Below are 25,607 nucleotides of genomic sequence, written 5' to 3' on the forward strand. Positions count from 1 at the left end.
CAAAACAAATAGCTGATGTTATCAGGAGAAGAGTTGTTTGATTGTTATTCTCTAAAGATTAGTATAATCTAGATTGAAGAAAATCTGCTCGTTATTATTTTACTTTGGGAGTTTTTGTGAGCCATTGCTTATGGTAATGACCAAATCATATAAATATTAGGCGTTTTTTGATGGTGAGCTCTGCAATCAATATAAGTCTTTCATGTTAAAATGCCTAACAACGCAAATGGATTTTACTAGAGACAAGATTATAGGCAGATATCTTTTTTCAAACGCATTAATGGATTTCTGTTTTACAAGATAAGTTATTGTAAGAATTATTTTTATTGTTTTATAAGCTCTTTAAAAAATTGGTTGTTTAAATTTTGTTGTTTAAGGAACTACTATTGCTTTTAGAAGCGAAGATAAAGTTCTTGATGTATTCTCTTGAAAAAAAGGGTTGGAGTCTTCTGTGTCCTTTAAAAGGATATTTTGGTTGTTATGGGGTAAAGGGGAGAAGTTTTTTATTTCTATTATTTTTTTCTCAAAGAGGATTGGCGTTGGTAGAAAATAGTGGATAATAAAGTCATTGGAGGCATTGTATCATTGTGTTTGCAAAAACTTCAATAAAGAGCAGCAAGGTATCACAATAAAATTTCATAGAAGAGTAAATTAAGAAGAGTAAATTAAAGAGAACAATGAACGTGTGATAGTTTTACGATTCTTGTTGTTATTGCGAGCAAAAGAGCAAGGATCAAACTTATTTTTTATAAAATTGATACGGGAGTAATTTTTATCACAAGTGGAGAAGGACAAAATGCACTCCGCAACTGTATTGTGGTGCAAAATTATTCAATATTATTATAAAAGGTGCTCAAGAACACTACGATCAGCAAAAAAATCATCGGAAAGTGGCTTTTTACACGAGAAATCTTCCAATAGCTCTGAAACGCATATCACAACGATTTCCTCTATCCTTGAGGCAACGGGCAAAATTGATACGGATTTACACGGAGATGCTATGATTATTGTTTCTCATCTGATTTCCGGTCAAGATATCAATGTAATGGGAGAAAGTGTGACGATTGTTGGCATGATAGACCATCATAGCAGCCATTTACAGACGCATGCAACAGGTTTTGATGTGGGTTCAGGCAAAAATTTTGTTTCGATATACGGGAGCGAAACAAAGACAAAAAATAAAGAGAGTTTTGAACATCAAGGCTCTTCTCTCAATGTTAACTGTAATATCAACATTACGCTCAAGAAAAAAGATGTGAGCGTAGTAGACTCTGATCTTGCAGGGGAGGGTATTAACCTTTCGGCAGCGCATGATGTCAATGTGTTTGTGGGTCACAATAATCATAGTTCGAGTACACAGGAAGAGCGCACAGGCTTTGGCTTTCAGTTTGAAAAGAGCAACGGTGCTTCTATTGGTGTTTGGGGTTACGAGTGTGAAAGACAATGGCGATCAATAGGAAAATACCTCCGTTCAATCCTATTTCAAAGTGCGCGGAGATGTGCGGATTACTGCTGATCATGATGTAAACATGAAAGCCGACAAATGTTTCGGCAGAGTGTGATGTCAACGTCGATGCTGGCAATAATATCACGCTTTCGGAAAACTATGATATCTCTAAGACACAAGAGATGCCTGAAAAGTCCTTTGCTGGTGTGACAGGATCTGTCAATGTGGGCATTCTTGGTACCATAAAAGATACAAGAGATGTAGCAAAACGTTTTGCTCATGGGGATGTGAAACACAAAATCGGCAATGGTTTGATTGGCGGACTAAATGGCAATAGAGCAGCGATTGTTCGTGCACATAGCTCCAGGTGCCATAACAGTAGGTAAAGGATTGCGTGACTTTAAAAAGCGTGGCATTCACAATATAGCAAAGAAAACAGATATCTATCTTTTTGGAACAGCTGATAAGGCTCTACCGATAGCGAATCCATTATATGTCGTAAATGATGGCGAAAAAGATCATGTCTACCTACAAAATCATTTACTTAACCCCATTGGTATAGGATTTGGTCACAATCCACCTACTTTTTATAAGGTACCCTCGGAGTTCCCTTATGTATTATTTCCACCAGCAATTCCCATGCGAAAGGAGGGGAGAGCGCTAGGCGGGCTATGATCCTAGAATTGTTATAGTCATGCGCCTTATACGTGTGCAAGGTAGTATGGAACGCTTCATATTATGCCAATTTATTCGATTTTAGATAATTTAGGTTTAGGTTATTTATGGAGAAAAAAATGAAACAAAACTTAAAATTATTAAGTGGTCTCATTCTGTTAAAGGTCGCTGGATATAACATCTACAAGCCCCACTAGGAGTTTTGAGTGCTTGGGAGAAGCTTGGAGCAGACTTTACTGAGGTAGGAAAAGCACTGTTAGAATGTGGCATGCCAACCTCGTATGATGTCTTTCCAGAAAATAAAAAGTTAAGCCTCAATGCAGAGGCTTCCATTGATGCTTGCATGATCCAAGCAAAATTCCACTACAAATGGGGAGGACTATATTGGTGTTATACTTAATAAAGATGAAAACCTCCCCATTTGTCGTCCTAGTGCTGTTATCCCGCAACGAAGTGTCAAGAAGCGTTTGAACAGCTCGTTTTGTAAAAAATATAAAACCGCACCTGAATGCCAGCCTTAATTTTTGCTGGTGATGATCAACAATCACTACCTTCATGTTTCTCATGCCTGTGCGGGGGGGGGGGACTTAATTCACCATTTCAATGCTATTTATTTATGGGTACTACAACTGTAGGCGCAATAATATAAAAATATCTATTTTTGTTGTAATCAAAATATTGATAATTAATTATAGGTATGCTGTTGATAGAATATGATTTTAGTAATAATTTTACCGTATTTTTGATATAATAATAATGGTATAATCTTCGGAAAGGTAAAAATAATAAAGGTTGATAATATCCATCATTGTTTTGGAAATAAAAAAACAGCATGTAAAATAATTTATAGATTGTTTCGTAATATCAAAATTACTCAAGGATAGGAAAATGAAGCATATTTTAAAATTATTAAGCGGGATAACTTTATTTGTTATGGCTGGATGTTACGAAGAGCAGCCTTCTCGAACAGCCGTAGATGCATGGGAAAAGCCCGGCGCAGATCAGCTTGAGATCAAAAAAGCTCTGTTGGAATGCGGAGTGCAGCATTTTGATGGTCGTCTTGATACAGAAACAAGTATGGATGAGAAATTCAATGCTGAGGAGGCAGAGAATGCATGTATGATCCAAGCAGGTTTCCGAGATAAATTGGGAAGGGTGAAGTGGTGTGAGAAATATGAACATCTTCCAATTTGTCAGCCTGATGCAGTTATTCCTCAGCGAAGTGTAGAGAGGCGTTTGAATAGTCCTCATTGTAAAGAGCATAAAGAACAACCTGAATGTCAACCTTAGGTGTTGATGTTTCTGTAATCAATAATTCTCGTGTTCTTTTTCTCGCATGGGGGGGCGAGGTTGCTTTTTTAATGTACTAGCCATATTGCATGCGAAAAAATACTAGCAAGCTTTTCAGCCTTTCTATCGTAAATATTGAAGGAGGGGAAATGAAAAATATTGAAATTATTGAGTGTTATAATTTTATTAAGCGCTGCTGGATGTGTTAGCAAATCTCCCCCAATCGATCTTGGCATTATGAGAAAAGTCCAATGTCAATAAATCTACGATCTCACAAGCACTGTTCAAATGTGGCAGGCAGCCGATCTACGCTTTTCCTGAAAATATGGATTTGTGTGCAAGTGAGTTTGCAGCAATTTATGAATGCATGACTAAAGAAGGTTATCGATACAAATCGTAACATTCAAAGAGAATTTATTTTTTATCAGTATCACAAAGTGATTCATTTTTAGCCAATTTAATGGTAGTAAGGTATCAGCAGGCTATAGATAATGATATTTTTGGTGTAACCAATTAGACGAAAAAGATGTTACGTCTTGATGAATAATAAAAAACGCTAGTAAATAAAAAAAGCTTTGCACAAGTGATTATCAACAGTAGAATATTCATTTTAAAGCAATAATTGAATGAAAATATTAAACGGAAGAAGAGAGAAATACGGCTCTTTTGTCTCAATATAATTATATTCAGCAGCTACGAGATTAGCAATAGTGTTGTTGTCAGATGATGATAGCGGAGGATAGTGAGTTGTTGTTTAGAGAAATTTATTCAATATAAAGAATGGTAAATAATAGCTTTTCTAAAATATCTTCTTTAACGATAATAAACAGATAGCTTTCATAAAACTGATTTTGATGAAATTTTATTTTGGTGTTTTTTAATTTCAAGATGGTGAGTGTTTTACTGTATTTTAGATTTTATCAAAAGATCTAAAGTATTATACAAGTAATTTTGATATAAAGATCTTTTCATTTTATGATATTTTTTTGAGATAATATATTTATAAAGTATTACATTTATTTATTCAAATTTTTTATTAGATATCTAGCATTTTTAATACAGAAACTGTGTACATTAGCTTATACATTAGTGTGCGATTTTTTATTTTTTTGTTGTAGTTGAAGAAATGATGCTGTTATAGCTTTCATATACTATATCTCATTATGTCGTGTTTTTATTAAAACGTTTTGATTGTTTAGATCTTAAAAATTATTCTCATTTTGTTATATTTTTATTTTTCGGTGGTGAGATAAATTGAATATTATATCTCTTAAAAATTTGCATTTTTTCGCGTTTTTTTGAGATTAGTTTTTTTGCATTTCGTATTGCAGTTCTCAGTGGTTCTTGGGATGTACTCTTTAAAAAGATTGTCATCCTAAATGGTATTTTTAAACTTTTTGTTCTTTCTTTACATAAAATACAAAACATATTATGAAACGCTATAATTTATCAGAAAAAATAAAATAATTTTGTTTGTTTTATTCTTATTGTGCTTAATTCGTGGTTTTATTTTTTGCCAGCATTTTTTGTTTTGTTGAAAAAAAGAAAGTTTTGAAAAACAATGATAACCAAGGTATCTAACAATCACTTGTATTTGTGTGTTTTTACAGCAGCTATTTTTTCTTTTTTATTAAATATAAATATTGAGGCGCATTCTCATGCATTTGTATCACTGTTATGTGACGAAAACAAATTGCCTTATAAATGCAGTGATGGTGTAAAGCATACAATTAGTGATAAAGTATATAAGTTCACGGTACCTGTTAAAGAAAAGAATGGGGAGGGTAGTTCTCTCATGTTGCCTGCTGCTATAGTAGTGCAGGAGCCAAATACAGTTATTCAGGCAATGCGTGTAGAGGTTGAAGCTACTGCGGGTATAGAAGATATTTATGGTGTTTCTGTATCACAAGGGGGAAGAATTGTTTTGAGTGATTCAGCTTTTAAAAATGTGTCAATAGGTCTTAAAGCTGATAGTGGAATGATTGAGGTTAATCGTGGAACAATTGAGGCTTCTCAGATTGCAGCTTATGCAGAGAAGCGAGGAGCATCTGTTACGTTAACGAATACAAAAATTAAAGTGGAAGGTTTGGGTATCGGTCAAGAGAGTGCTCTTTTCGTTAGGGCTGATGCGGGTATTCAGATGAAAAGCGGATTTATTGATGTGAATGATGCTGCTGCGCTTTATGTGGGGAGAGGGGGGAGTGCGACTTTAGATGGTGTTACCATTACTTCAAAATATCAAAAAACAGAAGACAATGAAAATACAAATAAAAAGATTGCACATACAGTTTTCAATGTAAAACATCAGGGCTCTGTTTATTTAAAAAATACTAATATTATTTCTACGGATGTTCATGTTTTAACAGTTGGACAAGATTCTAATACACTGTCCAATAATGGCAGGGAAGGAAATATTTTAATTTCGCGGGTTAATATTGAAGATTCAACAATTAAAGCAATAGGTAACAAACATGGTATGTATTTTGAGAGGGATGGGGAAAATAATGCGTATGAACAGGGGTTTGTCTTTTTGAAAAGGACGATTTTTGAGGTTCCAGATGGGACAGCTGTTCATAGTAATAACAGTCGTAGTTATATTGGAGTAACAGAAGGTACAAAAATTTTTGGTGACTTATTATTAACAGTTGAAAAGGGGGGGGCTGTAGCGATTTTGGCTGATTCTTCTTCATTGATAGGAGGGACTCGTGTTGCCGATAATTCTATTGCTGAGCTTTATTTGACAGGGGGATCAAAATGGTTTTTGACAAAAAGAAGAGAGATAGATTCGCAAGTTGCAAACCGCACAAATTCATTTATTTCATTTGTAAAAATTTCTGATAGTTTTATTGCTTTTGAGACTCCAATGTTTCAGGAGTATCAGACACTTCATATTGGGAAGGGAGAAAAAGAAGTTTATAGTGCGCAAGATAGGGCAGATATTTATCTCAATACACATTTCAGTAGTGAGGGTTTGCTCGATAATAAAAAGACTGATCGGCTTTTGATACATGGCGATGTTTCTGGAAAAACGACAGTTTATGTGCAATTTGTTGCAGGAAATCAGGGGGAGATAGCAACCGGTGAAAATGCTCATAGTATTTCACTTATTCAGGTTTCTGGAAAAGCGGCAGAAGATTCTTTTCAGTTAAATCGTGCTTATATTGCATTAGAGGGGTTGCCTTATCAATATTATCTTCATGCTTATGGTCCAAATTCTACGCTTGGAAATGTACAAATTTCTCAAAGATTGGTTGAAGGAAATGGAGATTTTTGGGATTTTCGCCTTGAAAGTAAGTATATTCAGCCTTCTTTGGGAGTGTCTGTTATCCCTCATTCTGAGTTAAAGGTCAGAGAGGTTGTTCCACAAGTTCCAACCTATCTTTTGTTACCAAATGCTTTGTTTCATATTGGACTCATGGATATCAGTAATCAACAAAAGGAATTGCAAGTTACGCAGTCTATTCCTCGCAAATTATTAAAAGTTGAAGGGAATTTTGCTTTATCTGTCCACGGTTATGGTGGGAGTTATCGTTATGTCTCAGATCTTTCTACACTTAAATATGGGTACGATGGTAATGTTGATTATAACGCTATAAAAACAGACATTTTGCTCAAAACAATAGAGAGCGCATATAGTATGACATCTTTTGGGATTATGGGAACCTATGGAAAGCTTTCCTTACAACCTCGTAACGTGGAACAAAGCCAAAAGAGTACGTTTAATAAATGGTCATTTACGACATACGGTAGTGTGAAACACAACACTGGTTTTTATGTAGATGGTCTTTTATCTTATGGTTTGTTTAAAGGGGATGTGCTTACCCATGCTTGGGGTAAAACGGCGACATTAAAAGCAAATCCTTTGAACGTTTCGTTTTCTGCTGGTAAAGTGTTTATGACAGGATATGAAGATCTTATTTTTGATCCGCAACTCCAGCTTATTTATCAACATCTTCAATTTGATAAGTTTCGTGATATTGATGGATTTGATGTTGAGATGAAAAAAATAGGTCAATGGTTGGTGCGTATTGGGGGGCGTTTAAATAAAACATTTTCAGCATCTGAAAAGGATCGTACCATTTGTTTTTATGGTAATATTCATCTTTCTAATCGTTTTGGTAAAAAACAATTTGTTCATTTTAAAGATGTTTTCCAGTTGGGTTCTTTTGGTTCTTCTTTAGAAACAGGTTTGGGTATTAATGCGCAGTTTTCTTCTAAAGTTACACTTCACAGTGATCTTAGCTATCAGCATAGGTTAACCAAGGCTGGTTTTTCTGGAGTTCATTTTTCTGGTGGTTTGCGCTATCATTTTTAATAAATCGTTTTAAAAATAATAAATGTGATTTTTAAAGTTTTGTTTTATTGTCGAGATTAAAACCATTGATGGTGCAGAATTTTAGTCCCTTCTTTTAATAATGGTATCATGTGTTTTAATAAGTATCAAAGGATCACGTTGATGTGTTTTTTATCCGATTGATAAAGGTGCTTAAATGCTTCAAAAAAAATTGACAATGAGACTGTAAATCTATTTGTGTTATTTGGGCTATAAATATTGGGGATGTATTCGTCATCAGCTTTTTAAAATAGTAGCATTATTATCCTATCATGCTGTAAAGTACTGTCATTTGAGGTCGCTGATATCAATCATGAAAGGCAGGGAGTATTGGCCTGCTGATTAAGAGCTTTTGCTGTTGAGGAAAGGAGGGGATTTGAAAAATATAGAGCTCTATCGTTTCGTGTTTTTATGCTTTAAAATTTTGTAAAAAGCGTTTTTGAAGCTGTTTGTATCAATCGCATTATTGTAGGTGGATAATGAGAAAAGTGGTAAAGCGTGAATACTTTTAAAATCAAATGCAACATCTTTAGTTCTTATAAGGATAAATCCTTAAAAAAAATGTTCTAATGACTGTATTGAATATATGAACAAGATCATGTCTTATTTGTGAAATAGATATGAAATATAACTTTTAAATTAGAGTGGAGGCGGTAAGATCTTTCTTTTCTTCTTTGAGATATGGGGAGAAGAAATTGGTCGTATCAAAAAAGTCGTTTATAAGTTTTCATTATTGTTTCAAATATAGAAATATTGAAGAGCTTTTATTAAAATGGGGTGTAAAAGTAGGTCATATCTTCCTCAATTCTTGGTTTTTGAAATATGCATCTTTAATGGGAAAATGTTTGCAAAGTTTTAGGCAATCGCATTCGCATTGTGACTTCATTTGTATCGATAAGATTTATATCAAAGTTGAGCGTCAGTAGAAATATCTTTATCGGACTATTGATAAACATGGTGTTTCCATATGATGCTTAAGGTGTCATCGAGCCATTTGTGGTAATTGCGTGCTTCTTCGTTTGAGTCATGAACAGAGAAAATAAAACCAGGATATCCACCGAATGCTGGTGGAGGTGGTGAAATATGATCGGTTTCAAAGAAAATGATAGTTCTAGCAGTTAGTGGATGCTGTGCAACCTTATCTAGACCTGAAAATCCGGAAAACCTTCCATGACCACGAAGAGGAATAATGTAATTTGCCGCCACTTTTTCAGCTGGGAGTATATCGGGAAGGTCTAAGTTTTGTTCAGCTAAAGCGGCATTCATACATAGTTTTGCAAATGAAATCCCTGTACCTTGCTCCACAATAAAATGGGAAACACCTGACCCACCTATACGAGCGCCGATCTCAATTACATAAGGTAAGTTATTAGCATCTAAGCGTAGCTCTACATGGGCAGCTCCCATGTTTATACCAAGAGCTTTAACTCCAGAGCATGCAGCCTCACATAAAGCAATAATTAAAGGATCATCTATATCATAGCGTTGACGATAAATTGTTTCTTCGAACCATGGTCCTTCAGGCTGTCCCTTGTCTCCAATAGCTAGAATATGCACACCTGCTGCATCGACAAAGCATTCCACAACAAATTCTTTTCCTGGTAAATACTGTTCTACTACTAAACCTAAAGATTTATTGTTATCGTTGAAACGTGCCATATCTTTATGCTGAACATTCCATACCGCTTTGATGAGATCAGGAAATTCTTCAGAATTTTTAGCTAACATTACGCCTATACTACCGGCTCCAGAAACGGGTTTAATGACTAGCGGCCAGCCTAAAGTATGAGCTTGTGATAGATCTTCTGGATTATCTATATAAAAAAATCTTGGTGTTCTCAGCCCTGCTTTAGCAAAAGCTTGACGCATTAGATATTTGTTTCGGGTTAATGCCGCTACTTCTGGCTCAATACTGGGAGTATTGATTTTTTTTTGCAGCTAAAGCTGTCCATAGGATGGCTTTTTCGAAAAGGGTCATAACTCCACCAATATTGCGTTCTTTCACTCCGGCTGCAAAAGCGTCTAGGGCTAACTCTGGATTATCAAAAACAGGAAGTTGCCAAGTTGAGGTTACTGCCGCTGGTAGCTGAATAGGTGCACTTTCAGCAATATCATAAATCATTATTAATTCGATGTTAGCTGCTTTTGCAGCTTCAAATATAAAGGGTATTTTTGTATTACGCTGACATACTAACGCCAGTTTTTTCATTTTATTTTTTCCTTATAATTTAGAATTTTTGGAACGGTGTTTTAGTTGCTATCCAGATACTTTTGACGCGTCTATAAATTAAGAGTATTATCCCTATAACAACTACAATCATAGCAATTATTTTGAGAGCACTTAGAGAAGTGCTCGAACCGATTATCCGTTCACATGCTACGACTGCAAAAGGAGCTAATACGCCGATAGTATTGGTGTATAATACGTCTCTTTCGGCTAAAACTTTTTGGTACAATACGTAACCTAGTGATGATAAAAAAGCTCCTAAAATCAATATCCTAAGTATGTCTTCTAACTTAAGATATAAGAGTGGGGCAGGATCAAAAATAAATAATGGCATAAATGATGCTGCAGAAATTGTCGTGATCCAAGCCAGTGAGGTGAGCAAAGGTAGATTTTCAAGATAACGTTTAGACAATAAGCCATAAGCAGAGTAAGAAAGTGCTGCTGTTAAGGCAAGAGCTATTCCTATTAGGCTGTAATATCCACCCTCTGCACTGTTTATATTAAATGCTATAGCTGCTACACTGACAATTATCATACCGATAAGTTTTAACCATGAGAACGTAAGGCTATTCGTCAGTGCACCCAATATGTAGGTAATACCTAGAATAGTAGCGAGAGCCATAGTTAAATCACTGGCTTTGAGCGATTTTAATGCACCAAAGCTGCATACAAAATATAACGAGAATCCTAACACTGATAGAATTAAAAAAGAAGGTATCATGGAAAGCAATGGTAGGGATCTGAAAACAGCTTTCTCACGAAATACTGCAATCAGCCATAAGGTGGCAGCGGTGGCAAACAACCTAAGTCCAACCGCATGCATGACGGGTATATTGCTAACCAAATTCTTAGATAATAACCAACTTATGGAAAACAATGCTAGAATGGCAAAAGTAAATAATAGTAACCGTCCTTTTATAAAACTCAATGATTTAATCCCCTAATCACTCGCTGTGCATAATATGATGTTGAAAAATTAAATCGTGACTGTGAAGTTTGCGGCTTACCAAGATTATTTTGGATATAATCCTTAGCTCTTGCCAAATAAGCGTCATCATCTAATGTTTCAAGTGCTTCTATATCTGCTATCATCAATATTATTACTTTTTCAAGACGCTCCAAATCAAATTGAAGATAACCTTGATTTGTTTCAATCAATGCTTTGTTCCGCGTTAACATTTCAAAAAGCAAGATCCCTGTACCAGCATCGAATGTCATATGCTGATCAGAATCTTTTGGATAACGGAATATGCGTTCTAATAGGATAAATTCAGTTATTTCTTTCCAAAATTTTGGATGATTTTGTAGCATAATACGCACTGTAATTAAATCAACTTTAGTTTCTTCTAGAAGACCTGTGAACCAATTTAATTTTATATACAGATTTTTATCTAATGGCCGCGGTCCAGTATGATGTGCATAGTCATGGTAATAGCCCCACGAACAGCGAGCATCGTAAATGTCTTCTTTAGATAAGTTACGACTATGCAATTGACCGAACAGAAATTTACTATCTCGACCGAGTAAACGTTCAGCTTCCACAATTGTTTGCTTGTTGTAAATATCAAAGAATTTACTGAAAAAAAACAAAGCAAATGCTTGCTTATCAATTTTCTTAGCAGTCGCTACAGATTCTGGGAATAGAACAATGCAATTGCCTTCTAAAAAACCTCTTGACGCTATTCCCATTTTTATACATTGAAATGGTGATACATAATTATTTGTATATTTTGAGGCGTCAGCAAGATAGTCCGTTTCATGACGATATCCTGTAACTAATTCCAGCCGGAATCCTTCTGGATCAGGTCCATTTGTTGCACGCATTGGAGCCAAGAAAAACAAGGGAGCATCTGGTAATGGGGCTTTGAAAGCAGCCAAAGTGTTATCAAATTTAGGAGGGGTCGTTAAACCGCTGATCATCCACTGATGAAGATCATCAGAAATGGTCGCTAAAAGTTTTGGAGATAATCCGTCAAGAATATTGGCATGGTGGTTCAGCAGAGTAATCAATTCATTGATCATATTACTATCTACCGAAGTTGGTTCCTTAATGCTCCCATCTCGTTCTTGGCGCATACGGAATTTGTCAACCAAGTTAACAATGGAAAGAAGCGCTTCAGATTTTTTCATGATTAGTTGACTTTAGTGAGTGGAGCAAAAAGGCCATTGGCACTTGTCCAAAATTTTCGACAATACTCAGCCTATAGCGATTTGCCGCAACCGATGTTGTGATACAAGCATCGGCTTTTTCAGCCTTACAAAGAACGGCTGCATCAGCATTGCTGTTGGCAAATACTTTGTCATATTGATGAGCTACCAGAGATTGCGGGGCAGGATGAGTCGCTACGGTTTTAATTTCATCAATGTTATTGCGTTTAGCTAAAACCATAGAGTGAGTAGGCATGATAAAGCTGTCAAATAATTGCATATTACTTAAACGGGTAAATATGAGTGTATGCAAATCAGGGTAAGCAGCACAGCTTAAGAGATATCCATCCTTTTTCTGAGCAAGTTCATTAAAGGCTCTTTTAAGAGTTGCGTATAAGATAATACGTGATTCTAAATCAGCGGAAGAAATATTTTGATTGTGATTGTCAAGCCACTATTGTGCTGCAGCTGTGCAGTTAGTATCTGTAGGACCAAGTGTATAGATAAAAGTATTATTTTCAGATTGTATGACTTATATACTTTTTAAGTATAAGAATATATTTAATATAGTGCAATATGTGAAGTATATCAATAAAAATAAGTTAAATAATTTAGTGATTTACAAAATATATGTATATGTGAAAGAAAATTGTGATATAATTTAGCCTTATCATTATCCTATTATGCCATAAAACATCGTCGTTTAGGATAGTAATTGAGCAGGAAAAATTCTATGCAGGGTATTTATTGGATATGTTAGAGAATTATTGGAATGGTTAAGCGAAGGTGAATGACACGTAAACCGTACTGCTCTATCATTTTTTTGATGATGAACTTTTTTGTTTTAATATTTTGCAAAAATTGTTTTTGAAGCTGTCCGTATCGATAACATTATTGTAGGTGGATAATGAGAAAAGTGGTAAAGCGTGAACACTTTTACAATCAAATTCAATATATTCAGCTTTTTAATTAAGATAATATTTTAAAAATTATTCTATAGTCATGACTGTATTGAATATATGAAAAGATATTATCATTGTCTTGTTTGTAAAAGAAACATGAAATATAACTCTTAAATCAGATTGGGATTGGCAAGGTCTTTTTCCTTCTTTGAGGCATGGGAAGGTCGGATTAAATTTTATTAAAGTATATAAAACATTCGTTTTCTTGAAAAGATCAGAGGTAAACAAATATGCGTGAGATTTTGGATCATTTTGATATGCCAGATTTTGGATCATTTTGATATGCCATTGAATAAGAATAAAAAGAGTTCTGTTCAAAAGATTCAAAATCTTTCATGTCAGCCGCACCCAAAACGATTTTATAGACAAGTGAAGATTGCTTGTGAGGAAGGGAGTTTTACTATCTTATTAGATGAACGTCCCGTTAAAACGCCTGCAAGGCGTCGTTTTCATGTGCCAACAGAAGTGTTTGCTGAATACGTTGCTCAAGAATTTGAGAGCCAAAAGCACGTTGTTGATCCTGTAAAAATGCCGATGACGCGTTTGGTTAATACTGTTATTGATGGTATTGCTGATGATATGCAGGTTGTTTTTGAAGATTTATTGCGTTTCGTTGCGTGTGATATGATCTTTTATCGTGCACAGACACCTAAAGAGCTGGTGCAAAAACAATCTGAACAATGGGATCCTTTATTAGATTGGGCAGAAAAAAAACTGGGTTCAAGGTTTTATTTGACAGAAGGGCTGATGCATGTGGAACAATCACCAGAAGCACTTCAAGCTGTGAGTTATTATTTACGTAGCGTTGAGTCTCCTTATATGCTTGCTGCACTTCATATGATGACAACCTTAACGGGATCTGCTCTCATTGCTCTTGCTGTTGCTGCAGGAAATATTGATGCTGATCATGCTTGGTCTATTGCTCATTTAGATGAAGATTGGATGATGGAACAATGGGGAATAGATAAAGAAACAATGGTGCGTCGTGCTCATAAAAAAGTTGAATTTAAGGCTGCGGCTACAATTGTTACAACTTGCTTATAGGGGTAAATCTTTTATTTACGTGCATTCTTTTCGCTCAGAGTATTTTTGTGACTTTTTGAGGATTGATTTTTACTTTTTCAAGTCCAGGAAATAGTTCATTGGTTATGTTTAAGAGCGTTTCGTCATTACCGCGGATAAAATACCATTGGTTATCGTGAAGTAGGGCAATAATTTCAGTGTGAATAGAGCACTTTTTTCCAGCATTTGTTGTGGTTACAAGTTCCACGGGTATAACAAAATAAGGGGTGCCATTATCAAGTGTACCTTCACGTTTTTGTTTTTGGTCAATGTTGATCGTTTCAATCTTGTAACTTTCTGCCAACCGTTCTATTTGGCTTTTCATGATTTGTCGAAATTGTGATTGACTAAGATTTTTTTTGGCGGTTAAACGGTTGATGATTTGGGGAGGAATAGCATTTAAGATGGCATTTGCATCGGCATTTTTAAGTGCTTTACTATAAGCGGATGTCGCTTTTTCAAGGGCAGTGAGTTTTTGATTGGTTATTGTATATGCTTGAGTTGTTGATGTGATAAAGACAATGCATAAAAGAAGGGGAACGAGAAAACAAATTCGCGGCATTAGAAACCTTGTTAATTCATTTGAAGAGATTCAACACATTATAAAGGAAAAGCAGATGAGCAAAAAGCCTCTTGCGCTTTTGCATGAGAAGAATATCCACAAAAATGGAGGCTTTTGCCTCCATTTTAAAAATCAAAAGAATGCGTATTGATTGTTTAAACAGAATAGTACATGTCAAATTCAACAGGATGGGGTGTTGTTTCGTAGCGCAAGACTTCTTGCATCTTTACTTGAATGAAGGAATTAATCTGATCATCATCAAAAACGTCGCCAGCTTTAAGAAAGCCACGATCTTTGTCAAGTGCTTCAAGCGCTTCACGCAGACTTCCTGAAACAGTAGGGATTTCTTTGAGTTCTTTCAAGGGAAGATCATAAAGATCTTTATCCATAGCATGTCCGGGATGAATTTTGTTTTTGATGCCATCAAGACCAGCCATTAAAAGTGCTGCAAATGCCAAATAGGGATTTGCTGTTGGGTCTGGAAAACGAACTTCTACGCGTTTTGAATTTGGTGAGGAGCTCATTGGGATACGGCAAGATGCAGAACGATTACGTGCTGAATAGGCAAGAAGAACAGGGGCTTCATAACCAGGAACCAAACGTTTATAGGAGTTTGTGGATGGGTTGGTAAAAGCATTGATTGCTTTTGCGTGCTTAATAACACCACCGATAAAAAATAAACAGGTTTCTGATAGTCCGGCATATTCATTTCCTGCAAAAATGGGTTTGCCATCTTTCCAAATGGAGATGTGAACATGCATTCCAGAGCCGTTATCACCAAAAACTGGTTTTGGCATGAAGGTTGCTGTTTTCCCATAACTGTTTGCTATTTGATGTACAACATATTTAAAAATTTGCATCTTGTCAGCCTCGCGAACGAGTGTATCAAAACGAATACCCAATTCATGTTGGCCTGCTGCTACTTCGTGATGGTGTTTTTCGACCTGTACGCCCATATCTTTGAGTGCTGTGAGCATTTCAGAACGCATATCTTGGCAGGAATCAATCGGCGGAACAGGAAGGTAGCCCCCCTTTATTCGTGGGCGATGTCCTAGATTGCCTGTTTCATATTCCGTATCATCATTGGAGGGAAGTTCACTTGAATCGAGTTTAAACCCTGTATTGTAAGGATCCGTTTTATAGCGCACATCATCAAAGATAAAAAACTCTGCTTCTGGACCTACATTGATTGTATCTCCAATGCCTAAAGATTTCATATAAACCTCAGCCCTTTTGGCAATAGAACGAGGATCTCTACGATAAAATTCACCAGAGACAGGATCAAGTACATTACAAAATATGACCAAAGTAGATTGAGCAAAAAAAGGATCAATATGTGCTGTTTCTGGATCTGGCATTAAAACCATGTCAGATTCATTAATTGTTTTCCAACCAGCAATTGAAGAACCATCAAACATGACACCATCACTAAAAGTATCTTCGCTGATCTCTGCGATATCCATTGTAATGTGATGCAATTTTCCTCGTGGATCAGTAAAACGTAAATCAACAAAACGGATTTCGTTGTCTGTAATCTGTTTGATAATATCTGATGCGGTTGTCATATTCAATTTCCTTAATATGGCGTTGAGATAGATAAAAAAGTGAATTTTCTCGTTATTTATTAAAGGGCATCGATACCGGTTTCGTCCGTGCCTATACGAATGGCATCATCAATGGAAAAGACAAATATCTTTCCATCTCCTATATGTTTTGTTTGAGCTGCTTTACGTATTGCATCAACAGTTTGTTCTAGTTTTTCATCGGACACAACAATTTCAATCTTTACTTTAGGTAGAAAGTCAACAACATATTTCGTGCCACGATAAAGTTCTGTATGTTCCCTTTGACGACCAAAACCTTTCGCTTCTGTTACTGTAATACCATGTAACCCAATTTTTTGAAGCGCTTCTTTCACTTCATCAAGTTTGAAAGGTTTTATAATGGCTTCAATTTTTTTCATGCTGAAATTATCTCCAACGTTATTTTGTCTTTTTAGACTGCATCACATTATATTGACAACTGTAAGATGTCCAACAGATACTTTGTGCACAAAAAGTCGAAAATAATGACACTCTATACTCTTTTAGGAGAGTTTCTTTTGTAGAATAAAGTCAAATACTGTTTTTTTGGAAAAAATCTTACAATTCTTGTACAAGAATTAAAATAATATAATAAAAAAGTTTTGTTTCTTTTTTGTTAGATAATACGTTGACTTATAATGATAATTCGACGTTTTCTACACTGAATGAGAAACTCTAATAGCGTAAGATTTTCTCATTTTAGATCTTTTTATCGTCAATCAATCAAAACGATGCCTTTGTATATCATGAATAGTACGAGTGTGTGGATAAAAATATTTGAAAAAAATAAAATGCTTTTTATGAAAGCTTTCGATAACTAAAGGTTTTACAATATTAGGGAGTAGGGGAAGACAAATATTGGAAAAGATGGTGGTGTACAATAATGGATTTCTCATTATAGCATTAGGTGCCGTCGTGAAATGGGCTTGAGAGCGTTGAGAAATATTTCTTTAAAACAGATGTGTGAATTGGCAACGCAAATATATTTTGTTTGGGGCGTTTTGTCTCTTCGTGAGGAATGTGATTCCATTAAGGAACGCGATAAACAAAAGCGTGAAGCAATGGGCACTCTTTATTATAAGATACTGCTGCGGATGCCTTTGAAAATCGTAAAGATAAATTAAAAGGAGATGTAAAGATAGGAACTTAATTTATCCCCTTAAAACTTCGTATTCTTTCCAAATTGGGCTGTTTGGCCGTTTCAGATATAAAAAAACAGAGAATAAATACGCAATTATGCGCGCGTTCCTATGGGCAATACGAAAACTGAAACAGCTTATAAAGCGCTAACTTGTTTCAGTCTTTGCTTTAAACATGTTGCACCACTGGAATTTAGGTGTTGGTGTTTACAGGTAACAATAAAAGTACAGGCTTTGTTCGTATGCTGTATTTACAATGGAAAGCGTTTTTAAGAATTGGAATTATAGAGAGAGGGGCGCAGTAAAACATCTTTTAGAAATTTTCCAGTATAGGAAGCGGGAACCTTAATGATGTCTTCAGGGCGTCCAATTGCAACAATTTCGCCACCACGATCTCCACCTTCTGGTCCTAAATCAATAATCCAGTCGGCTGTCTTTATAACATCAAGGTTATGTTCAATGACTATAACTGTGTTGCCTTGCTCGACTAGTTCATGCAGCACTTCAAGAAGTTTGGAAATATCGTGAAAATGTAAACCTGTTGTTGGTTCATCCAAAATATAGAGTGTACGTCCTGTTGTTTTACGTGAAAGTTCTTTCGCAAGTTTCACACGTTGTGCTTCCCCACCAGAAAGTGTGGTTGCTTGCTGTCCTACTTTTATGTAACCTAATCCTACTTTAATGAGAGTTTCCATTTTATTATGAATAGCGGGAATAGCTTGGAAAAATTCCTCTGCCTTTTCAATTGTCATATCCAAAATATCGGCTATAGACTGTCCTTTGAATTTTATTTCTAGTGTTTCTCGATTATAGCGTTTTCCTTTACAGACATCGCAAGTAACATAGACATCGGGTAAAAAGTGCATTTCAATTTTTATGACTCCATCACCTTGACATGCTTCGCAACGTCCTCCTTTAACATTAAATGAAAAACGCCCAGCTTTATAACCACGGGCTTTTGATTCTGGAAGATCGGCAAACCACTCACGAATCGGTGTAAAAGCGCCTGTATAGGTTGCGGGATTAGAGCGTGGGGTGCGTCCAATGGGGGACTGGTTGATATCAATGACTTTATCAAGAAATTCTAATCCTTCAATTTTGTCATAGCTGGCAGGGCTGTGATGAGAGCCCATGATATGATGTGAAGCTGCTTTGAAAAGCGTTTCAATAAGAAATGTTGATTTTCCTCCTCCAGAAACACCGGTTACGCATGTGAAGGTTCCAAGAGGGATGTTCGCATTGATATTTTTGAGGTTATTTCCCTTGGCGCCGATGATTTTAAGTGTTTTCATTTTTGATATTTTGCGTCGCTCAGCGGGTATTTTAACAGCCATTTTTCCTGAAAGGTATTGCCCTGTGAGAGAGGCTGAATTTTCTATAATTTCCTGTGGTGTCCCTTGCGCTATGATTTCTCCACCATGAACGCCCGCGGCAGGGCCCATATCGACAACATAATCTGCTGTGAGAATAGCATCTTCATCATGTTCAACAACAATAACTGTATTGCCAAGATTGCGTAAATGACGCAGCATTTCCAAAAGGCGTTCATTATCGCGTTGGTGTAAACCGATAGATGGTTCATCTAAAATATAAAGAACGCCTGTAAGACCAGAACCAATTTGGGATGCTAACCGAATGCGTTGGCTTTCTCCACCTGAAAGCGTTCCTGAATTTCGAGACAAGGTAAGATATTCCAATCCTACATGATTTAAAAAAGCTAAGCGTTCGCGAATTTCTTTTAAAATACGTATGGCGATATTACGTTGTTTTTCTGTGAGATATTGATGAATATTGGCAAACCAATCATCTGCCTTTAGAATAGAAAGATCTGATATTTGCCCAATATGCATTCCGTGGATTTTTACAGCAAGTGCCTCTGGTTTTAAACGATAACCATGACAAGCTGGGCAAGGCGAAGAAGACATATAACGTTCGATTTCTTCTCGAGACCAAGCAGAATCGGTTTCTTTCCAGCGTCTCTCCATATTGGGGATGATTCCTTCAAAAGGTTGGGTCGTTTTATGCGAACCAGAATTATTTTTATAGATAAAAGAAATTTCATCTTTTTTTGTACCGTAGAGAATAGCCTGTTGTGCTTCATTAGAGAGTTCACACCATTGATCTGTGAGTTTGAAACCGTAAGCTTTTCCTAATGCTTCTAAGGTTTGTCTATAATAAAGTGAATCCGATTTAGCCCAAGGAGCAATAGCTCCATTCTTTAGGGTAAGATTTTTATTTGGCACAATTTTTAGTGGATCCACTGCCTTTTTGATACCCAATCCATCGCAGAGAGGACAGGCCCCAAAAGGATTATTGAACGAAAAAAGGCGAGGTTCAATTTCAGGAATAGAAAAACCAGATATAGGGCAGGAAAACTTTTCTGAGAAAATGAGCCGTTTGTGTGTATCATTTTTTGATTTATGAGCAGATTCTTTTGTCGTTTCTTTTTGTGTCAAAGGTTGGTCTGCCATTTCAGCTATGGCAAGTCCATTTGCTAGTTGTAAACAGGTTTCTATACTATCAGCCAAGCGAGAGGTGATATCCTTTTGTACAACAATGCGGTCTACCACGACATCTATGTCATGTTTATACTTTTTATCAAGAGGTGGAATGTCAGGGATTTCATAAAATTCGCCATCAACTTTAGCTCGTTGAAATCCTCTTTTTAAAAGTTCTATTAGCTCTTTTTTATATTCTCCCTTTCGTCCTCGCACCAAGGGTGCCATAATAAAAATTCGTGTTCCTTCTGGTAAGGACATAATTTGATCCACCATTTGGCTTACGGTCTGGCTTTCAATAGGAAGTCCTGTCGCTGGAGAATGAGGAATACCAATACGTGCAAAGAGAAGACGCATGTAGTCGTGGATTTCAGTAACGGTACCTACCGTTGAACGAGGATTGCGACTGGTTGTTTTTTGTTCAATGGAGATAGCTGGAGAGAGACCGTCTATGCGGTCTACATCGGGTTTTTGCATGACTTCCAAAAATTGGCGTGCATAGGCTGAAAGGCTTTCGACATAGCGGCGTTGTCCTTCAGCGTAAATTGTATCAAAAGCTAAGGATGATTTTCCTGATCCGGAAAGTCCTGTTATAACAATAAGTTTGTCACGAGGCAGATCGAGATCAATATTTTTAAGGTTATGCTCACGTGCACCGCGAATGGAGATATATTTTTGATAAGTCATATTTTATCCTTGGCATATGTGACAAAAACTGAGCGCCTAAAATGGAATAAAACTGTTTTTTAGAATTACAATGTGTTTAACTGCTTTAATGTTAAAGGAAGGTATAAGTTTTGTGAAAAGAAAAATACAAATAAGCAGCTTTTTATTCTCTCGTGGTGGAATAAACTATGCGTCTTTATCATCTTTTGTTATAATTACACGGATACAATATTGGGAAAGGATAGCAATATCCATATTGAAGGTCAATTGCAGACATGTAAATTGAAGGTCGAGATGGTTATAACTGTTATAAAACAGAGTATTTTACGAATTAAAATTTTGGAGTTTATGCGATGGCTGGTAGCCTTAATAAAGTTATTTTGATTGGTAATCTTGGTGCGGATCCTGAAATCCGCCGTTTGAATTCTGGTGACCAAGTGGCAAATTTGCGTATTGCTACTTCAGAAAGTTGGCGTGATCGGAATACAAATGAGCGAAAAGAACGCACTGAGTGGCATAATATTGTTATTTTTAATGAAAACCTTGTCAAAGTTGCAGAGCAATATTTAAAAAAAGGCAGCAAAATTTACATTGAGGGGCAGTTACAGACACGAAAATGGCAAGATCAAAATGGAAATGACCGTTATACAACAGAGGTTGTTTTGCAAAAGTACCGTGGCGAATTACAAATGCTTGATGGGCGGGGAGCCGCGGGCGGGGAGCAAGGAGCAAGTCAAGGGGGGAGTTATAGTGGTGGCTTTGCCGATAGTAACTCAAATCAGAGAAATACGTTTGGTCAAAATAATAATCAATTGGGAGAAAATTTTTCACACAAATTAGATGATGACGTACCTTTTTAAGAGTCTTTATTTGTCGTATTATGATTACTTTATGATTTGTTTGTTTCAGATTTTTGAAGTTTAGCGAAGTGAAAATTGTTGATTATTATTGGTAATTTTAACATAAATTAATAACATATTGAAAAATATTGTTAAATTTCTTTTTTGTCATGGGGGAGAAATTAGCATTTTGGTGTATTTTTCGATATAAATAAAGTGAAATGATTCTTTTTTGAAAGTTTTAAAATTGTGACCGATCTTACTCCACACCCAGAACGTGATGTGCTAACCGGTATTGAACCAATCAGTATTATTGATGAAATGCAACGCTCCTATCTCGATTATGCGATGAGCGTGATTGTTTCACGTGCACTCCCTGATGTTCGTGATGGTCTTAAGCCTGTTCATCGACGTATCCTTCATGCTATGAATGAGATGGGGCTTTCTTTCAATAAGTCATATCGTAAATCTGCTGGTGTTGTTGGTGAGGTTATGGGGAAATTCCATCCCCATGGTGATGCTTCAATTTATGATGCTTTAGTGCGTATGGCGCAGGACTTTTCTTTAAGAAATCCATTGATTGATGGTCAAGGAAATTTTGGTTCCGTTGATGGTGATCCACCCGCGGCCATGCGCTATACTGAGTGTCGTTTAGAAAAAGTTTCAGAAGAACTTTTAGCTGATATCGATAAAGATACTGTTGATTTTCAGGATAATTACGATGGGCGTGAGCGTGAACCGGTTGTCTTACCAGCGCGTTTTCCCAATCTTTTGGTTAATGGGTCAGGGGGGATTGCTGTGGGAATGGCGACCAATATTCCTCCCCATAATCTTGGTGAAATCGTTGATGGTTGTATCGCTTTGATTGACAATCCCGATATCACACTCGATAAAATAATTGAAATTATTCCTGGTCCGGATTTTCCTACAGGAGGCATTATCCTCGGCCATTCTGGTGTTCGTGCAGCTTATGAAACAGGGCGTGGCTCAATCATTATGCGTGCTAAAGTTGAGATCGAAGAAATTCGCAGTGGTCGACAAGCAATTATTGTGAGTGAGATCCCTTATCAAGTTAATAAGGCAACGATGATTGAGAAAATGGCCGAATTGGTGCGCGATAAACGCATTGAGGGAATCTCTGATTTGCGTGACGAATCTGATCGTGATGGGTATCGGGTTGTTATTGAGCTAAAGAAAGATGTCGTTGCGGAAGTTGTTTTAAACCAATTATATCGGTATACGCCGCTACAAACTTCCTTTGGTTGTAATATGGTTGCTTTGAATGGGGGAAAACCCGAACAGATGACGTTGCTTGATATGCTTCGTGCATTTGTTTCATTTCGGGAAGAAGTTGTCAGTCGGCGAACAAAATATCTTTTGCGTAAAGCGCGTGAGCGAGCACATGTTTTGGTTGGTCTTGCCCTTGCTGTTGCCAATATTGATGAAATTATAGCACTTATTCGCAAAGCTCCTGATCCGCAGACAGCACGTGCACAGTTAATGGAGCGACGCTGGCCAGCAATGGATGTCGCGCCTTTGATTAAACTTATTGATGATCCTCGTCATATTATTCATGAGGATGGTACTTATAATCTCTCTGAAGAACAGGCGCGTGCTATTTTAGAATTGCGTTTGCAACGATTGACAGCCCTTGGGCGTGATGAAATCGCTGATGAATTGAATAAAATTGGCGTGGATATCGCTGACTATCTTGATATCTTGGCATCACGCGTACGCATTATGTGTATTGTTAAGAATGAGTTGAGTGCTCTTCGTGAGGAATTTGCAACGCCGCGACGTACCGTATTTGGTTTTGGTAGCGCTGAGATGGAGAGTGAAGATCTGATCGCACCAGAGGATATGGTGGTAACGGTGAGTCATAGTGGCTATATTAAACGTGTGCCTCTTAATACCTATCGTGCACAGCGACGTGGTGGTAAGGGGCGTTCTGGTATGTCCACGAAGGATGAGGATTTTGTAACGCGATTGTTTGTTGCCAATACGCATACTCCGGTTCTTTTCTTTTCATCACGTGGGATTGTTTATAAGGAAAAAGTTTGGCGATTGCCGCTGGGGACACCCCAATCGCGTGGGCGGGCTTTGATCAATATGCTTCCCTTACAACAAGGTGAGCGTATTACAACGATTATGCCTTTGCCTGAAGATGAAGCGAGCTGGAGTGCATTGGATGTTATGTTTGCGACGACACGTGGAACTGTGCGTCGTAATAAATTATCAGATTTCATTCAAGTTAATCGTAATGGTAAAATTGCAATGAAACTTGATGAAGAAGATGAAATTCTTTCTGTTGAAACCTGTACAGAACATGATGATGTTGTTCTAACAACAGCTAATGGACAATGTATCCGTTTTCCAGTTGTTGATGTTCGTGTCTTTGCTGGGCGTAATTCTGTGGGAGTTCGTGGTATCAATTTAGCTAAAGGCGATAAAGTCATTTCGATGACAATTTTGGAGCATGTCGAGGCGACGTCCATTGAGCGTTCTGCTTATATTAAACGTGTAATGAATGAACGGCGTGCTTCTGGTGCAGATGCTGATGTTGAAGATATTGTAACTCTTGATGAGGAAGATGGGGGTGCTGAAACAGAGTTAACAGATGAACGTTATACAGAACTTCATGCACGTGAACAAATGCTTTTGACGGTGAGTGAGTTTGGTTATGGTAAACGCTCTTCGTCCTATGAGTTCCGGATTTCCGGACGTGGCGGAAAAGGGATTCGTGCAACGGATCCATCTAAAACAGCTGAAATTGGTAAATTAGTAGCGGCTTTTCCGGTGAAGGCGCAAGATCAAATTATGTTGGTATCAGATGGAGGACAGCTTATTCGTGTTCCTGTTGAGGGAATTCGTACTGCTGGGCGCTCAACTAAGGGAGTCACAATTTTTAATACAGCCAAAGGTGAAAGAGTCGTATCGGTTGAACGTATTTCTGAACCTGAAGATGATACGAGTTCATTAGATGATGAAGGTGAGAAGCATTCTGATACAGTTGATATGAGCGAAGAAAAATAATTTTGAAGAGGATGGAGTAAAATCATGAAAATTGCTCTTTACGCAGGTTCTTTTGATCCTCTTACAAATGGTCATCTTGATGTTTTGAAAGGGTGTTTTGTGTTAGCTGATAAGGTGGTCGTCGCTATAGGGATACAGGCTGACAAAAAAACACTCTTTAGCTTTGAAGAGCGTGTTGATTTCATTACGCAGGTAGGGAAAGACTTTTTTGGTGCGGATTCTAATCGATTGCAGGTTCTTTCCTTTAGCAACCTTCTAATTGAGAAGGCGCGTGAAGTTGGTGCTTCATTTCTCATTCGTGGATTGCGTGATGGTACTGATCTTGATTATGAAATGCAAATGGCAGGGATGAATGGCGTTATGGCTCCTGAATTGCAAACTGTTTTTTTGCCGGCAAGCGTTTCTGGGCGTGCAATAACTTCTACATTGGTACGCCAAATTGCCTCTATGGGAGGTGATGTAACACCATTTGTACCGCCCAATATTGCACAAGCTTTGAGCTCGAAATTCCAATCTTTTAGGGGAGAATAATTGTGTCTCGTAGAATTTTTGCTGTTTTGTTATGTGTGTTTTGTTTTTTTTCATTGTCCGCTGTCGCCGGTAATTCTAGTCCAGCGAGTGATGCAAGCCTTCTTGTTTTATCTCTCAAAGATGGTGATGTCATTATTCGTCTGCGTCCTGATTTGGCGCCAAAACATGTTGCGCAAATTAAAAGATTAACAGAAGAGGGGGCCTATAATAATGTTGTATTTCATCGCGTTATTCCTAATTTCATGGCACAAACTGGTGATGTAAAGTTTGGAAAAAAAGGCAGTAGAGATTTTGATCTGAAACGCGTTGGTATGGGTGGCTCAAATTATCCCAATATACCGGCAGAGTTTTCAAAGCAGCCGTTTAAGCGTGGTACTGTTGGGATGGCACGGTCACAAGATCCGGATTCCGCGAATTCTCAATTCTTCATTTGTTTTGATGATGCTGCTTTTTTAAATGGTCAGTATACGGTTGTTGGAGAGGTTATAAAGGGGATGGATGTTGTTGATAAAATAAAAAAAGGTACGACAAGCAATAATGGATCTGTAAAAAATCCTGATGTTATTAATGCTGCTACTTTACAAGTTGAGAAATGAATCAAAGGAGCTTTCC

Annotated in this window: 16 protein-coding genes and 3 pseudogenes; 10 read left to right on the forward strand and 9 right to left on the reverse strand. The window is 36.9% G+C overall.

Going from position 1 to position 25,607, the window contains the following annotated elements; translation table 11 throughout:
- Positions 1–833: 833 nt before the first annotated feature.
- The 5 genes and pseudogenes from ACFIK8_RS05455 to ACFIK8_RS05475 form a co-directional block, all read left to right on the forward strand.
- A pseudogene (locus tag ACFIK8_RS05455) lies at positions 834–1,779 on the forward strand (hemagglutinin repeat-containing protein); the annotation flags it as partial.
- Positions 1,780–1,798: 19 nt separating this feature from the next.
- Positions 1,799–2,122, forward strand: coding sequence for a hypothetical protein (locus ACFIK8_RS05460; RefSeq protein WP_375635866.1), 324 nt, complete (start codon positions 1,799–1,801; stop codon positions 2,120–2,122).
- A 119-nt stretch (positions 2,123–2,241) separates the two neighbouring features.
- Positions 2,242–2,643, forward strand: a pseudogene (locus ACFIK8_RS05465) (hypothetical protein).
- Positions 2,644–3,010: 367 nt separating this feature from the next.
- A complete protein-coding gene (locus tag ACFIK8_RS05470; protein WP_015856534.1) occupies positions 3,011–3,412 on the forward strand; it encodes a hypothetical protein in 402 nt (133 codons plus the stop codon).
- Between the two features lie 1,561 nt (positions 3,413–4,973).
- Positions 4,974–7,727 carry an autotransporter outer membrane beta-barrel domain-containing protein gene (locus ACFIK8_RS05475; RefSeq protein ID WP_375669017.1) on the forward strand — a complete coding sequence of 918 codons (2,754 nt, stop codon included), beginning with the start codon at positions 4,974–4,976 and terminating at the stop codon, positions 7,725–7,727.
- A gap of 960 nt (positions 7,728–8,687) precedes the next feature.
- Here ACFIK8_RS05475 and ACFIK8_RS05480 read toward each other — a convergent pair.
- From ACFIK8_RS05480 to ACFIK8_RS05500, 5 genes are read right to left on the reverse strand one after another with little or no spacing between them, the layout of a single operon-like run.
- Positions 8,688–9,614, reverse strand: coding sequence for an acetyl-CoA carboxylase biotin carboxylase subunit family protein (locus ACFIK8_RS05480; RefSeq protein ID WP_375669018.1), 927 nt, complete (start codon positions 9,612–9,614; stop codon positions 8,688–8,690).
- A gap of 37 nt (positions 9,615–9,651) precedes the next feature.
- Complete coding sequence (locus ACFIK8_RS05485) at positions 9,652–9,954, reverse strand: hypothetical protein (RefSeq protein WP_375669019.1); 303 nt, start codon at positions 9,952–9,954, stop codon at positions 9,652–9,654.
- A gap of 19 nt (positions 9,955–9,973) precedes the next feature.
- Positions 9,974–10,900, reverse strand: coding sequence for a DMT family transporter (locus ACFIK8_RS05490; protein ID WP_375669020.1), 927 nt, complete (start codon positions 10,898–10,900; stop codon positions 9,974–9,976).
- Positions 10,897–12,102, reverse strand: coding sequence for a DUF6421 family protein (locus tag ACFIK8_RS05495; protein WP_375669021.1), 1,206 nt, complete (start codon positions 12,100–12,102; stop codon positions 10,897–10,899). The genes ACFIK8_RS05490 and ACFIK8_RS05495 overlap by 4 nt, the downstream gene beginning before the upstream one ends.
- Positions 12,089–12,400 (reverse strand): prephenate dehydratase domain-containing protein, encoded by a 312-nt coding sequence (locus tag ACFIK8_RS05500; RefSeq protein WP_375644746.1) that lies wholly within the window; start codon positions 12,398–12,400, stop codon positions 12,089–12,091. Before ACFIK8_RS05500 ends, ACFIK8_RS05495 begins: the two co-directional genes overlap by 14 nt.
- Before the next feature lie 937 nt (positions 12,401–13,337).
- On the opposite strand from ACFIK8_RS05500, the gene ACFIK8_RS05505 reads away from it, so the two are divergent.
- Positions 13,338–14,126 carry an ATP12 family chaperone protein gene (locus tag ACFIK8_RS05505; protein ID WP_375669024.1) on the forward strand — a complete coding sequence of 263 codons (789 nt, stop codon included), beginning with the start codon at positions 13,338–13,340 and terminating at the stop codon, positions 14,124–14,126.
- 34 nt (positions 14,127–14,160) lie between these two features.
- Here the strand turns inward: ACFIK8_RS05505 and ACFIK8_RS05510 are convergent, their stop codons facing one another.
- From ACFIK8_RS05510 to uvrA, 4 genes are all read right to left on the reverse strand, one after another.
- Positions 14,161–14,706, reverse strand: coding sequence for a hypothetical protein (locus ACFIK8_RS05510; RefSeq protein ID WP_375635873.1), 546 nt, complete (start codon positions 14,704–14,706; stop codon positions 14,161–14,163).
- Positions 14,707–14,861: 155 nt separating this feature from the next.
- Positions 14,862–16,271: a type I glutamate--ammonia ligase gene (glnA, locus tag ACFIK8_RS05515; RefSeq protein ID WP_015856529.1), complete on the reverse strand. Its 1,410-nt coding sequence runs from the start codon at positions 16,269–16,271 to the stop codon at positions 14,862–14,864.
- A gap of 59 nt (positions 16,272–16,330) precedes the next feature.
- Entirely contained in the window at positions 16,331–16,669 is a 339-nt protein-coding gene (locus ACFIK8_RS05520; RefSeq protein WP_015856528.1) for a P-II family nitrogen regulator, read from the reverse strand.
- 1,028 nt (positions 16,670–17,697) lie between these two features.
- Positions 17,698–20,613, reverse strand: coding sequence for an excinuclease ABC subunit UvrA (uvrA, locus tag ACFIK8_RS05525; protein ID WP_375635874.1), 2,916 nt, complete (start codon positions 20,611–20,613; stop codon positions 17,698–17,700).
- Positions 20,614–20,945: 332 nt separating this feature from the next.
- On the opposite strand from uvrA, the gene ssb reads away from it, so the two are divergent.
- The 4 genes and pseudogenes from ssb to ACFIK8_RS05545 all read left to right on the forward strand — a co-directional run bounded on the left by ssb (position 20,946) and on the right by ACFIK8_RS05545 (position 25,591).
- Entirely contained in the window at positions 20,946–21,452 is a 507-nt protein-coding gene (ssb, locus tag ACFIK8_RS05530; protein ID WP_375633841.1) for a single-stranded DNA-binding protein, read from the forward strand.
- A gap of 228 nt (positions 21,453–21,680) precedes the next feature.
- On the forward strand, positions 21,681–24,464 hold the full coding sequence (gyrA, locus tag ACFIK8_RS05535) for a DNA gyrase subunit A (protein ID WP_375635875.1): 2,784 nt from the start codon (positions 21,681–21,683) through the stop codon (positions 24,462–24,464).
- Between the two features lie 24 nt (positions 24,465–24,488).
- Positions 24,489–25,008: pseudogene (gene coaD, locus ACFIK8_RS05540) on the forward strand (pantetheine-phosphate adenylyltransferase).
- Positions 24,998–25,591, forward strand: coding sequence for a peptidylprolyl isomerase (locus ACFIK8_RS05545; RefSeq protein ID WP_375635876.1), 594 nt, complete (start codon positions 24,998–25,000; stop codon positions 25,589–25,591). The pseudogene coaD and the gene ACFIK8_RS05545 overlap by 11 nt, the downstream one beginning before the upstream one ends.
- Positions 25,592–25,607 lie beyond the last annotated feature (16 nt).

This window comes from Bartonella sp. MR168JLCBS, from assembly GCF_042194175.1.